Origin of the sequence: Pantoea sp. SM3640, assembly GCF_015654165.1 — a bacterium.
Lineage (GTDB): Bacteria > Pseudomonadota > Gammaproteobacteria > Enterobacterales > Enterobacteriaceae > Pantoea > Pantoea vagans.
Map to the genome: position 1 here is coordinate 1,218,107 of NZ_CP064872.1, position 17,466 is coordinate 1,235,572.

At 44.0% G+C, this 17,466-nt stretch carries 12 protein-coding genes; all 12 read left to right on the forward strand.

Annotated elements, in window-relative coordinates; all coding sequences use genetic code 11:
- The first annotated feature begins 4 nt into the window (after positions 1-4).
- The 12 genes from galE (at position 5) to IV493_RS05635 (ending at position 17,448) form a co-directional block, all read left to right on the forward strand.
- Entirely contained in the window at positions 5-1,018 is a 1,014-nt protein-coding gene (galE, locus tag IV493_RS05580; protein ID WP_147789766.1) for a UDP-glucose 4-epimerase GalE, read from the forward strand.
- A 546-nt stretch (positions 1,019-1,564) separates the two neighbouring features.
- A complete protein-coding gene (locus IV493_RS05585; protein WP_195857858.1) occupies positions 1,565-2,980 on the forward strand; it encodes a mannose-1-phosphate guanylyltransferase/mannose-6-phosphate isomerase in 1,416 nt (471 codons plus the stop codon).
- A gap of 14 nt (positions 2,981-2,994) precedes the next feature.
- A complete protein-coding gene (gene cpsG / locus IV493_RS05590; RefSeq protein WP_195857859.1) occupies positions 2,995-4,377 on the forward strand; it encodes a phosphomannomutase CpsG in 1,383 nt (460 codons plus the stop codon).
- 48 nt (positions 4,378-4,425) lie between these two features.
- Complete coding sequence (gene gmd, locus IV493_RS05595; protein ID WP_195857860.1) at positions 4,426-5,466, forward strand: GDP-mannose 4,6-dehydratase; 1,041 nt, start codon at positions 4,426-4,428, stop codon at positions 5,464-5,466.
- A gap of 1 nt (position 5,467) precedes the next feature.
- Positions 5,468-6,367 (forward strand): GDP-mannose 4,6-dehydratase, encoded by a 900-nt coding sequence (locus IV493_RS05600; protein WP_195857861.1) that lies wholly within the window; start codon positions 5,468-5,470, stop codon positions 6,365-6,367.
- Positions 6,346-7,509, forward strand: coding sequence for a glycosyltransferase family 1 protein (locus IV493_RS05605; RefSeq protein WP_195857862.1), 1,164 nt, complete (start codon positions 6,346-6,348; stop codon positions 7,507-7,509). Before IV493_RS05600 ends, IV493_RS05605 begins: the two co-directional genes overlap by 22 nt.
- Positions 7,506-8,621, forward strand: coding sequence for a glycosyltransferase family 4 protein (locus IV493_RS05610; RefSeq protein ID WP_304622261.1), 1,116 nt, complete (start codon positions 7,506-7,508; stop codon positions 8,619-8,621). Before IV493_RS05605 ends, IV493_RS05610 begins: the two co-directional genes overlap by 4 nt.
- Positions 8,622-8,755: 134 nt before the next feature.
- Positions 8,756-10,165, forward strand: coding sequence for an NADP-dependent phosphogluconate dehydrogenase (gndA, locus tag IV493_RS05615; RefSeq protein WP_195857863.1), 1,410 nt, complete (start codon positions 8,756-8,758; stop codon positions 10,163-10,165).
- 87 nt (positions 10,166-10,252) lie between these two features.
- Positions 10,253-11,053, forward strand: a complete 801-nt coding sequence (locus tag IV493_RS05620; protein WP_370584663.1) for an ABC transporter permease — start codon at positions 10,253-10,255, stop codon at positions 11,051-11,053.
- A complete protein-coding gene (locus IV493_RS05625) occupies positions 11,053-12,282 on the forward strand; it encodes an ABC transporter ATP-binding protein (RefSeq protein ID WP_195857864.1) in 1,230 nt (409 codons plus the stop codon). Before IV493_RS05620 ends, IV493_RS05625 begins: the two co-directional genes overlap by 1 nt.
- A complete protein-coding gene (locus IV493_RS05630; RefSeq protein ID WP_195857865.1) occupies positions 12,275-13,735 on the forward strand; it encodes an FkbM family methyltransferase in 1,461 nt (486 codons plus the stop codon). Before IV493_RS05625 ends, IV493_RS05630 begins: the two co-directional genes overlap by 8 nt.
- A gap of 5 nt (positions 13,736-13,740) precedes the next feature.
- A complete protein-coding gene (locus IV493_RS05635; protein WP_195857866.1) occupies positions 13,741-17,448 on the forward strand; it encodes a glycosyltransferase in 3,708 nt (1,235 codons plus the stop codon).
- Positions 17,449-17,466 lie beyond the last annotated feature (18 nt).

Sequence of the window (17,466 nt, forward strand, 5' to 3'; positions counted from 1 at the left end):
TCACATGGCAATTTTAGTAACGGGTGGAGCGGGCTATATCGGCTCCCATACGGTACTGGCGCTGTTGCAGCGCGGTGATGATGTTGTGGTTCTGGATAACCTCTGCAATGCCTCACGCGAAGCGATTAACCGCGTTGAGAAACTGGCGGGTAAAAAGGCGACCTTCGTTGAAGGCGATATCCGTGACCGTGCCTGTCTGCGCGACCTGTTTGCTGCTAACAGCATTTCAGCGGTGATCCACTTTGCAGCGCTTAAAGCGGTGGGCGAGTCGACCCGCATGCCGCTGGAGTACTACGAGAACAACGTCGCGGGCACCGTGGTGCTGCTGGAAGAAATGCGTAATGCCGGCGTCTGGAACTTTATCTTCAGCTCATCAGCGACCGTCTATGGCGCAGATGCACCGGTTCCTTACGTTGAGACTACGCCAATTGGCGGCACCACCAGTCCGTACGGCACCTCTAAGCTGATGACCGAGTTCGTGATGCGCGACTTCGCGAAAGCAGAGCCGAAGTTCAAAGCGATTGCCCTGCGTTACTTCAATCCGGTTGGCGCCCACGAGTCTGGCGAAATCGGTGAAGACCCGACCGGCATCCCGAACAACCTGCTGCCCTACATCGCGCAGGTCGCGATTGGCCGTCTGGAGAAGCTGGGTGTGTTTGGCGGCGACTACGATACGCCAGATGGCACCTGCCTGCGTGACTACATCCATGTGGTTGACCTGGCGGAAGGCCACCTGAAAGCGCTGGACCATCTGAACAAAGTTGAAGGTTACACTGCCTTTAACCTGGGCGGCGGCAAAGGCTTCTCCGTGCTGGAGATGATCAAGGCGTTTGAGAAGGCTTCCGGCAAGGCGATTCCGTTTGAAATCAAGCCACGCCGTGATGGCGACCTGCCTGCGTTCTGGGCCGATGCGTCACTGGCAAACAGTGAGCTCGACTGGCGCGTGACGCGCGGCATCGATGAGATGATGCGCGATACGTGGAACTGGCAGAGTAAGAACCCGGATGGGTTTCGGTAGTTGAAAAAATATGCAAATACCCGGCTTCGGCCGGGTTTTTTTTTTGCCTGCGTTAAGCAGAATTGTATATTCCGGCTCCCGATCCTTACTTCAATGCCATATTGTGGCTGTTTAATGACTGAATACGGAATTATCCTGGTCTGACTTTGTTCGCGTTTAATCACACTATCGTGCAGTCCGACTCTGTGAAGAGGCGCAAAGCATGATTGCCGATACGCTATTATGCTGTTTTGCCTGTGATGACCTTTCTTAATGCAGTACCAGAATAAAGTTTAGCTCCCCTTAAGTTTTGTAGGCGGTAATGAAAGATTAGGCATGTTATTTTTGCCGCACAAAATGTACTATTTGCAGTTATCCCGGAGCCCGTATGCGTTTGAATAAAATATAATCAGCGCATCGACAAGCTAACCTGTGAAGGGGTGTTTCCCATCACACAGCGCATTGGTTGCTGCAAGCCAGGGGCGGTAGCGTGGCTATTTACTCGTAATGAGTAAAAATTGACCCGCGTATATGCATAGCATGTTTGAATTTGTTAGAGGATGTGGAATGTTACTTCCCGTAATCATGGCCGGAGGAACCGGCAGTCGTTTATGGCCCCTTTCCCGCGAACTTTACCCTAAGCAGTTTATCTGTTTGCATGGTGAGCACTCTATGCTGCAGGAGACAGTTAATCGTCTGAGCGGCGTCGAAGCACGCGCACCGATGGTAATCTGCAACGAGGAGCATCGTTTCCTGGTTGCCGAGCAGTTGCGACAAATTAACAAGCTATCTCATAACATTATTCTCGAACCGGTAGGCCGCAACACGGCTCCGGCCATTGCCCTGGCTGCACTAAACGCCGTAGAGCAGGGTGATGATCCGGTCCTGCTAGTGCTGGCCGCCGATCACGTAATTGAAGACCGTGCTGCGTTTCATCAGGCTATCAAAGTCGCTACTACCTATGCCAAACAGGGCAAGCTGGTGACTTTCGGTATCGTGCCAACCGGTCCGGAAACTGGCTACGGTTACATTCAGCGTGGCGAAGCGCTGCCTGGTGCAGAAAACGGTCCTTATCAGGTTCAGCGTTTTGTCGAAAAACCCAATCAGAGTACAGCTGAGCAGTATCTGGAATCCGGTGAGTATTACTGGAACAGCGGCATGTTTATGTTCCGGGCTAAACGCTATCTGCAGGAGCTGGAGAAATTCCGTCCGGATATCATTGAAGCCTGCCGACGTGCCATGGCTAACGTCAAAGAAGGCAACGATTTCATCAGCATCGATAAAGATGATTTTATCGCTTGTCCGGACGAGTCAGTCGATTACGCCGTCATGGAACAGACAGATGCCGCAGTGGTAGTCCCGCTGGCGGCCGGATGGAGTGATGTGGGCTCCTGGTCTGCGCTGTGGGAAGTGAATGATAAAGATGATCATGGCAATTCCCTGAAGGGCGATACTTTCCTGCACAATACCAAAAACTGTTACATCAACAGTGAAGATCAGCTTGTTGCTGCTATTGGCGTCGAAAATCTGGTGATTGTGAACACTAAGGATGCGGTACTGGTCGCGCGCAAAGACCAGGTTCAGGATGTTAAGCGTGTGGTTGAGTTCCTGAAAAGCGAGTGCCGCAGCGAATATCGCCGTCATCGTGAAACTTACTGGCCGTGGGGACGTTGCGATCTGGTAGTGAATACGGGGCGCTTCAACGTGAATCGCATTACGGTGAAGCCGGGTGAAGCCTTTGAGTTGCAAATGCACTATCACCGTACCGAACACTGGGTAATCCTGTCAGGCACAGCCCAGGTCACCATTCAGGATAAAACCCTGTTGCTGACAGAAAACCAGTCCACCTTTATTCCCATCGGTCACCCGCATACCTTAGAAAACCCAGGCAAGATTCCACTGGAATTGCTTGAGATTCAGTCGGGCTCTTACCTTGGTGACGACGACCTCATTTTGATTAAACAACAGTTTGCAAGTAAGTAAGGACAGACAAGATTATGGCAGCACTGACCTGTTTTAAAGCTTATGACATCCGCGGTGAGTTAGGTACGGAACTGAACGAAGATATTGCCTACCGCATCGGCCGCGCCTACGGCGAATTCATCCGCCCGAAAACGATTGTGGTGGGTGGCGATGTCCGACTGACCAGCGAGTCATTAAAGCTGGCACTGGCCGATGGATTGCGCGATGCGGGTACTGATGTGCTCGATATCGGTATGAGCGGAACAGAAGAGATCTATTTTGCCACTTTTCATTTAGGTATCGATGGCGGCATTGAAGTAACGGCCAGCCATAATCCGATGAACTACAACGGGATGAAACTGGTACGGGAAGGTGCCCGCCCGGTTAGCGGTGACACCGGTCTGCGCGACGTTCAGCGACTGGCGGAAGCCAATAACTTTGCTCCGGTTGAAGAGGGCAAACGCGGCAGTTATAAGCAGATCTCTGTGCTGGATGCCTATGTCGATCATCTGATGGGTTACATCGACCTGAGTAATTTCACTAAGCCGATGAAGCTGGTGATCAACTCAGGTAACGGTGCTGCAGGTCATATCATCGATGAGATTGAAAAACGCTTCAAGCAGGCGAATGCGCCTGTGTCGTTTATCAAAATACATCATGAAGCCGACGGCAACTTCCCGAACGGTATCCCGAACCCGCTCCTGCCTGAATGTCGTGAAGACACCTCCGACGCGGTGCGTGAGCATCAGGCGGATATGGGTATTGCCTTTGACGGGGATTTTGACCGCTGTTTCCTGTTTGATGAGAATGCAGAGTTCATTGAAGGCTATTACATTGTCGGGCTGCTGGCCGAAGCGTTTCTGAAAAAAGAGGCTGGCGCGAAAATCATTCACGATCCGCGTCTGACCTGGAACACCATTGATGTCGTGACCCGTGCAGGCGGTATTCCAGTCATGTCCAAAACCGGTCATGCCTTCATCAAAGAGCGCATGCGTGAAGAAGATGCGGTCTATGGTGGCGAGATGAGTGCGCACCACTACTTCCGTGACTTCGCTTACTGCGACAGCGGCATGATTCCGTGGCTACTGGTGGCAGAACTGCTGGCGGTGAAGGGTGAGACGCTTTCCGGACTGGTATCGGAAAGAATGAAGGCGTTTCCTTGCAGTGGTGAGATTAATTTTAAAGTTTCAGATTCGAAAGCGGTTATCGCTGCGCTTAACGACAGATATTCATCTTCTTCAGTTGCTCTGGATAATACCGATGGCGTGAGCCTCGATTGTCAGAGCTGGAGATTCAACGTCAGAACCTCAAACACTGAACCTTTGCTGCGGCTTAACGTCGAAACCAAAGGTGACACTGAGGCCCTGAGCAAAATACTGAAGGAAATTGATTCGCTTATTAAAGCATCATCGATTTAGTTCAACACCTAGATACCAATTTTAATTTTCTTAATCATGGGTTTACGAATGACGAATAAAACTGCAGTAATTACCGGAATTACAGGTCAGGATGGTGCTTATCTTGCTGATCTACTCCTGAATAAAGGTTATACCGTTTATGGTACCTACCGTCGTACCAGCTCAGTGAATTTCTGGCGTATCGATGAACTGGGTATCCGGGCTAACCCTGCATTGCATCTGGTTGAATATGACCTCACTGACCTGTCATCAAGTATTCGTTTGCTGCAGGAAAGCAAAGCGACTGAAGTCTATAACCTTGCTGCTCAGAGTTTTGTAGGGGTCTCTTTCGATCAGCCGCTGACAACTGCTGAAATTACCGGTATTGGCCCGGTGAATTTACTGGAAGCGATTCGTATCGTTAATCCAAAAATTCGCTTCTATCAGGCATCTACCTCCGAGATGTTTGGTAAAGTGCAGGCTATCCCGCAAAAAGAAGACACACCTTTTTACCCGCGCAGCCCATATGGCGTGGCGAAGCTCTATGCACACTGGATGACTATTAACTACCGTGAAAGCTACGACATTTTTGCGTCTAGCGGCATCCTGTTTAACCATGAATCTCCTCTGCGTGGACAGGAATTTGTAACACGTAAGATTACTGATTCAGTTGCTAAAATTAAGCTCGGCAAACTGGATGTGCTTGAGTTAGGTAACATGGACGCCAAGCGTGATTGGGGCTTTGCGAAGGAATACGTTGAGGGGATGTGGCTGATGCTGCAGGCTGATGAGCCAGATACTTTTGTCCTCGCTACTAACCGCACTGAAACAGTACGTGATTTTGTCACAATGGCATTCAAAGCAGCAGGTATCGAATTGCGCTTTGAAGGTAAAGATGAGCAGGAAGTTGGTATCGACATCGCAACCAGCAAAGTAGTCGTTAAGGTCAATCCTAAGTTCTACCGTCCTGCTGAGGTAGAATTGTTGATCGGTAATCCTCAGCGCGCTAAAGATATCCTTGGCTGGGAACCGAAAACAACGCTGGAAGAGCTTTGTGCCATGATGGTTGAAGAAGATCTGCGTCGTAACAAACAGGGATTCTCCTTCTGATATGACTAATGGCAAAAAAGCATTGATCACAGGGATCAAGGGCTTTACCGGCCAATATATGGCAGCGGAATTATCCGCTGCCGGATATGACGTATTTGGCTTCGGTTCTTCACCTGCCCAGAATAAGTCAAACTATTTACAGGTCGACCTGACAAATTCTGCAGCGGTAAAACACGCGGTAGAAGCTGCTTCACCTGATGTGGTTGTTCATCTTGCGGCAATAGCATTTGTCGGGCATGCCGATCCAAAAGCATTCTATGACGTTAATCTCTGTGGTACTCGTAATCTGTTGCAGGCGCTATCTGAATCTGCAAAACGTCCTGAAGCAGTCCTGATTGCCAGTAGTGCGAATGTTTATGGTAATAACACACCCGGTAAACTTCCGGAGTCAACGTTCGCCCGGCCCGCAAACGACTATGCAGTCAGTAAGCTGGCTATGGAATATATGGCCGGGCTGTTCTATGACAAATTACCTATCATCATTACGCGGCCATTTAATTATACCGGCGTTGGGCAGGCAGATAATTTCCTTATCCCGAAAATTGTTAAACACTTCCGTGAGCGCCAACAAGTTATTGAGTTAGGAAACATAGATGTCTGGCGTGATTTTTCTGACGTTCGCGATGTGGTGAAAAACTATCGGGAATTATTACAGGCTCGTGCTTTTGGTAAGACTGTGAATGTTGCTTCAGGTCAAATGCATTCGTTACGTGAGGTTATAAACCTCTGTGAAGAGTTAACTAATCATGAGATCCGAATTAATGTTAATCCTCAATTCGTTCGGCCTAATGAAATAAAAGAGCTTTGTGGCGATATCAATTTGCTGGAAAATTTAATTAGCAATAATTCCGCCAGAATCACTCTCAGAGAAACGCTCAAATGGATGCTACAGGCAAAATAATAAACGTTGTTTTTTCAACGGACTGTATCAAATATCCACTGACCGGGATTGGCCGTTACGCGTTTGAACTTGCTAAGCAACTTCAGGAAAGAGACGAGCTTCAGCTCACGTTTCTTCATGGTACTAAAGTTCGCGAGTCACTGAACGTAGCCAGTGAGTCAGCACAGTCTGTTCAGTCTTTTAAACGCAGATTACAAAAAAGCAAAGCCATAAGTGAAATTTACCGCCTGACCTTTCCAGTCATGAAAAGCGTTGCACTCAGAAAATTCAAAGAGCATATTTTTCATAGTCCTAACTATTATCTGCCACCTCGCGTTAAACATTGCGTGGCAACTTTTCATGACTTGTCTGTTTTTCACTGGCCGCAGTTTCATCCTGCAGGCCGGGTGCATCTTATGCAAAAAGAATTGAGGAATACGGTCTCGCGATCCGCGATGCTTATTACTGATTCGCATTATACCAAAAGAGAATTGATGGAGTTTTTTGGTATTGAAAATGAAAAAATCACCGTTGCACCACTTGCATACAATGAGCAGTTTCGACCAAGACAAGAAACTGAAGTTAGCGCCGTGCTCAGCAAGTATCAGCTGAAATGGCGCAATTATTTTCTGTATACCGGTACGATTGAGCCAAGAAAAAATATCATCACACTATTAAAGGCCTTCGACTCACTGCCTTATAACGATAAGGGTGCGTTTCCATTAGTCATTAGTGGTTACAAAGGTTGGGAGAACGAAGAGTTGTTCAGGCTCTTCAAAAAGGGTGAGGCTGAAGGCTGGTTAAAATATCTGGGTTTTGTGCCAGGCAAAGAGTTACCACATCTTTACAGTGCAGCGACCAGCTTCGTTTTCCCATCGATATATGAAGGTTTCGGTTTACCGGTTCTGGAAGCCATGGCTTCAGGCACTCCTGTCATCTGTTCTGATGCGACATCACTGCCTGAAGTAGGTGGGGATGCTCCTCTGATGCATTCTCCCGAGGATGTTGATACGTTGACTGCCCACCTCCGATTAATGATTGAAGATGCTGATGAAAAAAGCCGCATGACAGCCTTAGGGCTTGCTCGTGCTATGCAATTTTCATGGTCCAGATGCGCGGATAAAACCATTGAAGCCTACGAGCAGGTTGCTAAATTTATATGATTAAGGTTCTTCACTGTTATAAAACATACTATCCAGATACATTTGGCGGCATTGAACAGGTTATTTATCAACTTGCTGAAGGCGGGGTAAAAGAGGATATCCTGTCGAGGGTTTTCACTCACAGCCCCGCTTTTAATGATAAAGAGAGCCAGTTAGCCCATCATTCCGTGTATCGGGTCAAAACATTCCTCGAGCTGGCTTCGACACCTTTTTCATATTCAGCAATCCGGGAGTTCAGAAAACTGGCCGAAAGCGCTGATATAATTCACTACCATTTCCCTTACCCATTCATGGATTTCATGCACTTTGCTGCCGGTATAAACAAACCGTCGGTGGTGAGTTATCATTCTGATATTGTTAAACAGAAGATGTTACTGAAACTCTATACGCCACTGATGAATCGTTTTCTCTCAAATGTGGATCGTATCGTAGCCGCCTCACCAAATTATGTTGAAAGTAGTCCGATTCTGCAGCAGTACAAAAACAAAGTTGAAGTTATTCCTTATGGTCTTGATAAAAAATTCTATCAAAATAACGATCCTGCCGTTCTTCAAGAATGGCAGGCAAGATTTCCGGATGGCTTCTTCCTGTTTATCGGCACGTTTCGTTATTACAAAGGGCTGCACATTTTAATTGAAGCGGCTAAGAACAGCGTTTATCCCATCGTTGTTGTTGGTGCCGGTCCTATTGAAGCAGAACTGAAATCTCAGGCGCATCAACTGGGTGTGGATAACATCCACTTCCTTGGCGCGTTAGAAGATAGTGATAAGTCTGCATTACTTCAACTTTGCACCTGCCTGGTTTTTCCTTCTCATTTACGCTCAGAAGCCTTTGGCATATCACTGCTTGAGGGTGCCCTTTATTCCAAGCCCCTGATATCCAGTGAAATTGGGACGGGAACAACCTTTATTAATATTGATGGTGTAACAGGATTAGTAGTTCCACCTTCAGATCCTGTGGCATTGCGTACTGCAATGGATAAAATCTGGAATGATCCCTCGCTGGCTAAAACCTATGGTACAGCTGCGCAGCTGCGTTTTGAATCACTCTTCACAGCGGAAAAGATGATTCAAAGTTATACAAAACTCTATAAATCTCTGTTAAATCGGTGATTTGTACTTAAATAATTTCATCATGCTACCGCACCATTCATTACCTTTAATCCGCTATCCTGAGTTAACATACCGATCACTTACAAAGTGGTGTTACGGGTAACACCATGCGAGACCACAGACAGGAGTATGTAATGTCCAAGCAACAAATCGGCGTTGTAGGTATGGCAGTGATGGGCCGCAACCTGGCTCTTAACATTGAGAGCCGCGGTTACACTGTTTCTATCTTCAACCGTTCACGCGAAAAGACTGACGAAGTCATCGCCGAGAACCAGGGCAAGAAGCTTGCTCCTTTTTACACCGTTGAAGAGTTTGTTGAATCGCTGGAAAAACCTCGTCGTATCCTGCTGATGGTACAGGCGGGTGAAGCGACTGATAAGACTATCGCCTCGCTGACTCCTCACCTGGATAAAGGCGACATTCTGATCGATGGCGGTAACACCTTCTATAAAGATACCATTCGTCGTAACAAAGAACTATCCGATCAGGGCTTCAACTTCATCGGGACCGGCGTGTCCGGTGGTGAAGAGGGCGCACTGAAAGGCCCATCCATTATGCCTGGCGGCCAGAAAGAGGCTTACGAGCTGGTTGCACCGATTCTGGATAAGATTGCGGCACGTGCAGAAGATGGCGAAGCCTGTGTGGCTTACATCGGTCCGGACGGCGCGGGTCACTATGTGAAGATGGTTCACAACGGCATCGAATATGGCGACATGCAGCTGATCGCAGAAGCTTATGCACTGCTGAAAGGCGCGCTGGGTCTTAACAACGAAGAGCTGGCTGAAACCTTCACCGAATGGAACAACGGCGAGCTGAGCAGCTATCTGATCGACATCACCAAAGATATCTTCACTAAGAAAGATGAAGACGGTAAATACCTGGTTGATGTGATTCTGGATGAAGCAGCGAACAAAGGCACCGGTAAATGGACCAGCCAGAGCTCACTGGATCTCGGCGAACCTCTGTCACTGATCACTGAGTCTGTCTTTGCCCGCTACCTCTCATCACTGAAAACGCAGCGTGTTGCGGCCTCTAAAGTACTGAGCGGTCCACAGGCCAAAGCCTTCACCGGTGACAAAGCGGAATTCATCGAGAAAGTTCGTCGCGCTCTGTACCTGGGTAAAATCGTCTCTTATGCGCAGGGCTTCTCACAGCTGCGTGCTGCGTCAGAAGAGAACAACTGGGATCTGCACTACGGTGAAATCGCTAAGATTTTCCGTGCTGGCTGCATCATCCGCGCCCAGTTCCTGCAGAAGATTACTGATGCTTATGAAGCAGATGCAGGTATCGCTAACCTGCTGCTGGCTCCGTACTTCAAAGATATCGCGGATCAGTATCAGCAGGCCCTGCGTGATGTGGTCTCATACGCGATTCAGAATGGTATCCCGACGCCAACTTTCTCTGCGGCGATCGCTTACTACGACAGCTACCGCTCAGAAGTGCTGCCTGCCAACCTGATTCAGGCGCAGCGTGACTACTTCGGTGCGCATACCTACAAACGCATTGATAAAGACGGTGTGTTCCACACCGAGTGGTTAGATTAAGTCAGATTAAAACAATTATAAACCCGGCTTTGCCGGGTTTAAGCTGATTATCCTTTTAAAAGATACGTTCTCGATTCTTCAGGATTTATGATGATATTCAATATTAGTAAAACGCTATGGACCTACCGTAGCTTTATATTGGGAAATATGAAGCGAGAGTTTCAGTCTAAATATCAAAACTCCTTATTAGGTGCGCTGTGGAATGTTATTAATCCATTGGCGATGATAGTTGTTTATACAGTTATCTTCGCTGAAATAATGAGAGCTAAATTACCAGGGGTTGATAGTACTTACGCTTACAGTATTTATTTATGTGCGGGTGTGCTGACGTGGGGTTTCTTCGCAGAAATAACATCACGCTCACAAAATGTCTTTATTGAAAACGCAAATATACTCAAGAAAATTAACTTCCCCAGAGTTTGCTTACCGATAACAATTGTATGTAACGCATTAGTAAACTTTGTGATCGTATTTGGGTTGTTTACTCTTTTTCTAATAATAAGTGGTAACTTCCCCGGTCTTGTCTACCTGACATTGATACCAGTTTATATCATTACTATTTTATTAGCTGTGGGTATTGGTATAACACTTGGTGTTCTGAATGTGTTTTTCAGAGATGTGGGGCACTTTTTTGGAATATTCATGCAATTCTGGTTCTGGCTTACTCCAATCGTTTATCCTGTGACAATAATACCAGAACGTTATAGAGCTCTGATTAATATTAATCCGATGAGCGGCATAATGTCGAGTTGTCAGAATATTTTAGTAAAACATATACCGCCAGTCTGGAATGATTTAATTTCGGCTGTATTTGTTGCGATTTTCTTTAATCTTGTTGGATTGTATTTATACAGACGTCATGTCGGCGAAATGGTGGATGAACTTTAATGAGTCAGGTAATAAAAGTAAATAAAATCGGCAAAGCTTATAAAGTCTATCCAAACCGCTGGAGCCGTTTTCTGGAATGGATATCTCCCGTAAAAAAAGAGCACCACGAACTTAGATGGGTTCTCAACGATATTAGTTTTGAAATAGACAGCGGACAAGCCGTCGGTATCATCGGTATGAATGGCGCAGGTAAAAGTACTCTGCTCAAGATTCTAACCGGTACCACCAAACCCACTAAAGGTGCGATAACGACTAACGGTAAAATAGCTGCTCTGCTTGAATTAGGCATGGGTTTTCACCCGGACTTTACAGGTCGACAGAATGTTTACATGGCAGGGCAGTTAATGGGTTTAACTGTTGAGACCATTAATAAACTGATGCCGGAAATTGAAGAGTTTGCCGAGATCGGTGAATATATTGATCAGCAGGTGAGGGTCTATTCGAGTGGCATGCAAATGCGTCTTGCCTTTAGCGTGGCAACCTGTGTCAGGCCCGATGTTCTGATTGTTGATGAAGCTTTATCCGTTGGGGATACCTACTTCCAGCACAAAAGCTTTGAAAAAATCAGAGAATTTAAAAAACATGGCACAACGCTCCTGATTGTTTCTCATGATAAACAGGCCATTCAAAGTATCTGTGATCATGCGATTTTACTTAACAAAGGCAGAATCGAGAAGCAGGGTGAACCAGAAATGGTTATGGACTATTACAATGCACTATTAGCTGACAAGCAAAAACAGAAAATAGAGCAGGTAATGAACCAACAAGGTAAAGTGCAAACTATTTCAGGAACCGGTGAAGCCGTTGTAGATAATATTGCTATTTACAATGAGTCTGGTGAGCAGGTCGAATACATCGAAGTAGGTGAGACCGTTACACTTACTATTGATGTACTAGTCAAAGAAGATATTGAAAAATTAGTCGTTGGATATGGCATCAAAGACCGTCTGGGCCAGGTTATGTATGGGACGAATACCCAGCTGAAGAAAAAACCTGTTTTTAATACAAAAACAGGAGAGGTATATAAGTTTGAGTTCCAGTTTGATATGAATATGGGACCGGGAAGTTATTCTATACAGACCGCGATAGTCAGTTCAGACACGCATTTAGTCAATAATTACGAATGGCGCGATCTTGCTTATGTATTTAATGTCGTAAATGCGAGCCATCCACACTTTGAGGGTGTGAACTGGTTAGATCCAGAAATCGAGATTAAAAAACATGACTAAGGTTTCATACGCTCAGAATTACGAAGATATTATGCTATGGAGAGCGTTAAAGCATATTGAACAGGGTTTTTATGTAGATGTTGGTGCTAACGACCCGATAATCGACTCTGTTACTAAACTATTTTACGATGCGGGTTGGAGTGGAATCAACATTGATCCGGTAGAGAAGTTTATCGAAAAATACCATTTATTACGTGAAAGAGATGTCAGCATCTCAAAAGCGGTATCTAACGAAAAAGGTGTTATGCAACTTTGGCAATGCGACATTCCAGGTTGGTCTACACTCGACCGAGCCGTAGTAGCTAAACACGAATCGGAAGGGTATGAGGGCTATTGGTCTGAAGTAAGCATTAATACATTAAGTGCAATCCTGGATGAGCAAAATGTCTCTGATATTCATTTTCTTAAAGTTGACGTTGAGGGTGCTGAATATCCAGTGCTTAAAGGCAATGACTGGAGTAAATATCGGCCGTGGATTGTACTGATCGAAGCTACGGTACCCAATACACAAATTTCAGATTATGACGAATGTGAAAAGCTGCTTCTTGAAAACCAATATCACCATGTTTATTCAGATGGGCTCAATCGCTATTATGTTGCCAATGAGCATTCAGAACTAGATGTAAATTTCAAATTCCCACCTAATGTTTTTGATGATTTTATTTCCCATAGAGAGTATCAACTACAATCAGATCTGGATGAACATTACATTAGAATGGTTAAAGCGGTGAACGAAGCTAATGCACTTTATGAAAAAGAGCAGGTTCAAAAGCAAGAACTGGAAAATCTTATGCTTGAAAAACAGGAAGCCGATGCAATATATCAAATCTTGTTGGACGAAAACTTAAAGCTCAAGGCACTTGTTACCGGAGCTGCTGCCGAGAAAGAACAAGATCTAGAATTAAAAAATAACGATATTAAAAAACAACAAAACTACTTGAAGCAAAAAAACAAACTTTTGCTGAAAATCGATTCAGTTACAGAAGAACTGGAGCTTTCGCAAGCAACAATCGCTGATTTAAAAAGTCAGATTGCAGAACTCAACCGACACGCACATCACTGGTGGGAAACTTCACAGCGGTTTGAAACGCAGCTAAATCTGGTATATGCAAGCAGAACTTGGAGGTATGGTACTATACCGAAGCGAATTCTGAATCGTATTAGAAACAAAGCTCATGCTGTCAAAAATAAAAGCAGGCATTTTTTAGCCAGAGTTAAAAACCTCACCTACAGAGTGACAAAAAATACAGCATCAACTTTAATACAGAAACCAGCCATAAGAGTTCCTTTATTGAAGATAGTCAACAGATTTCCTGCACTGAAAAACTATCTTAAAAAGAAATATATCCGAAGTGTGATTCAAAATTCTGTTAATGAAATTACAATGCCAAAAGATAGCGTTAAAATTAATCAAATAAAGAACGTTATCAAAGCCAAATTAAAAAATAGGTAATTTAAATGCGTCTAATTATCGACTTACAATCATTACAAGGAACAAACAGTAATCGTGGCATTGGGCGTTATGCCCTGTCATTAACATTAAAACTACTGGAGTTATGTCGAGATGATGAAGTATACCTGTTATTAAATGGCAGTCTTCCTGAATCAATTAATAATATTCAGGAAATATTTAAAGGAAGAGTTAAAGATGAAAATATTCTCATCTTTTCATCTTTAGAACATACTGCTGGATTACATCACGAAAATCAATGGCGCCAGAGTGTTGCTGAGTTATCCAGAGAAGCCTTCATTGAAAAGATTGTACCCGATATTGTATTAATCACAAGCCTTTTTGAAGGGGTTGTAGACGACACAGTTACAAGTATTATAAATAAAAATAAAAGTTATCTCACTGCTGTCGTACTATATGACTTAATTCCTTTAATAGCTGCAAAAGATTATTTAGAAAATCCAGGGATGTCAAAATGGTACTATAAAAAAATAGACCATTTAAGACGTGCAGATATTTTGTTAGCTATTTCCGAATCTTCAAGGAAAGAAGGAGTTAAATACCTGCCTTTCCCGGAAAATAAAATAATCACCATATCAACAGATGCGGATAATAATTTTAAAAAGTTAGATGTGGTCAATCCGGAAGTGCTTACTAAGTTCGACATCACTAAGCCTTATGTGATGTATACTGGTGGTATTGATAAGCGCAAAAACATTGAAGGTCTGATTAGCGCATATTCTCAGCTTGATGATAAAGTAAGAAGTGATCATCAATTAGTCATTGTCTGTTCAGTCAATAAAGACAGCCGCAACGTATTGAATAAACTTATCAATGAAGCGCAACTCAACGAAAATGAAGTTGTAATAACTGGATTTATTACAGATAATGAACTGGTTGATTTATATAATCAGTGCACATTATTCGTTTTTCCGAGTTTCCATGAAGGATTTGGTCTCCCCGTATTGGAAGCAATGCGTTGTGGTGCACCGGTCATCTGCTCAGAGCTGACCAGCTTGCCTGAAGTCATTGGACTCAATGAAGCAATGTTTGATCCTAAAGATGAGCAGACATTTATAGATACACTGGAAAAGGGTCTGACAGATCATGAGTACAGAAAGCGACTCATTTCGCATGCCGACATTCAGCAGTCAAAATTCTCGTGGGCACTCACGGCTAGTAAAACATATGATGCACTCAATGAACTATATAAACAAAAATCTTCAATGCCTGCTAATTCATATTTTCATCAGCGTAAGAAATTAGCCTATGTTACACCTGTTCAGCCTGCAAAGTCGGGGATAGCTAACTATTCAGCCGTATTATTACCTGAGCTTGCAAGATACTATGATATTGACATTATTATTAAAGATAATGTGCCAGTTGATAAAGTTGCCGAATCCTATAGTAAGATAAGAAACACACAATATCTTTTGGGCAACTCCGATAAATATGATCGAGTTGTGTACCAGTTTGGCAACTCTGAGCATCATGACTACATGTTTCCATTGCTGGAAAGAATCCCGGGTGTAGTAGTTTTGCATGATTTCTATATCTCTGGTGTTGTACAACACATGGATGTCTTTAATACTCATCCTGGTGTGTGGACACGCGAATTACTAATTGGCCATGGATATAAAGCATTAAAAGAAAAATTTCTAGAAAACAATAGTGCAGACGTTGTATGGCGTTATCCTTGTAGCTATTCTGCATTATCTTTATCACAGGGCGTTATTGTCCACTCTGAGAATTCAGTTCGATTGGCCAGGCAATGGTATGGAAAAGTTAATCCAGACTTATGGAGTGTCATACCACATCTGCGTGAATTGCCATTGATTAATGATAAATCGCTTGCCAGGAAGAAACTTTCAATTAGCGATGATGCCTTTATAATTTGCAGCTTTGGGTTCCTTGGCGAATCTAAAATGAATGACAGATTAATTGATGCGTTTTCTGAAAGCTCTTTATTTGAATCCAAAGAATGCTATATATTCTTCGTAGGTGAAATGCATGATGGGGAATTTTCGAAGAAAATTTCACGTCGTATTTCGAGCTTGAAAGCAACAAACCGGATTCAGATTACTGGGTGGACTGATCTCGATACCTTTAAAGATTATCTGCAGGCTGCTGACATTGCTGTTCAGCTTCGTTCGCTATCCCGAGGCGAGACTTCAGGCGCTGTTCTTGACTGCATGAGTTATGGTTTACCTACTATAATCAATGCTAATGGCACTATGGCGGATATTAATCCTGATAGCGTAATTATGCTGGATGATAAGTTCGAGGATGAATCTCTGGTTGAAGCCTTGGAATCACTTTTCAACTCTGAAGTATTGAGGCAACAACTTGCAAACAAAGCAATAGAGGAAATTTCAACTAAACACTCTTTATGGCGATGCGCAGAGCAATATTCAAAGGCTATTGAGGAATTTTATCTTCCAAAAAATAATGTTGTCGGTGAAACTTTAGGTTCGCTCTTCCAGATTGAAGGCGATTATTCTGAGCAGGACGTAGATGCGCTTGCTGCCGCAACGGCTTACAATAAGTCTGCAGCAGTAATTTATCCTAAGTTATTAGTCGATATTTCAGAATTAGTTCAGCGTGATGCAAAATCCGGTATACAGCGTGTTGTCAGAAGCATACTAATGCAATGGCTGGAAAATCCGCCTGAAGGCTATCGTGTAGAACCCGTTTATGCCAGTCACGATCGCGATGGTTACTATTTTGCTCGATCATTTACCACAAAATTCCTTGGCATTGAAGATATACACCTTCTCGATGAACCAGTTGATTTTGTTAATGGCGATATTTTCGTAGGTCTTGATCTTCAGCCTCACATTACGGTAAGGCAGGAGAGAACGCTCAGAAAAATGCGTGCACTGGGAGTGAAAATCAATTTTGTCGTTTATGACTTAATTCCTCTTCTTCATTCTCATTATTTTGTAAGTCCGTTTGATGCTGCAAAAGATCATTCACGATGGCTTAACGTGGCGGCAAATAGTGAATCCCTGATTTGTATTTCTAAAGCTGTAGCGGATGAAGTAGAGGAGTGGTTGCAACAGGACTACCAAGGTAACGTTATACCAGAAGTAAAATGGTTCCATCTGGGTGCTGATATCAATAATTCAAAACCAAGTGCTGGGATTACAGAAGAAGATAAAAATATTCTTAAAATTGTTCATGATTCGCCCGCTTTCTTAATGGTAGGAACATTAGAACCTCGCAAGAACCATTCGTTAGCACTTCAGGCATTTGATAAATTATGGCTGGAAGGCAGTGATGCTGTTTTAGTTATTGTTGGAAAAGAAGGTTGGGGAGTGGATAAGTTAGTTCAACAACTCAAAAACCATCCTGAACGAAATAAGAAACTTTTCTGGGTGAACAATGCCTCAGATGAGTTTTTACAACAGCTTTATCAGGAATCGCAATGTCTTATTGCGGCCAGTACTGCAGAAGGGTTTGGTTTGCCACTTATTGAAGCTTCACAAAATAATTTGGATATTATCGCAAGTGATATCAAAGTGTTCAAAGAAGTTGCTCAGGAACATGCTCTTTATTTCAAGAGCGAAGATGTATCGTCGCTCAGTTCGACGATTTCAGAATGGCTTTCCCTGAAACAGCAGAATACTCAACCTCAGTCATCTAAACTTAAATGGAAAACGTGGGATGAGTCTGCTCAGGACTTATTAAACTTATTGGTTCCGAAAAAAGTATGATTCATTTGATACATCGAT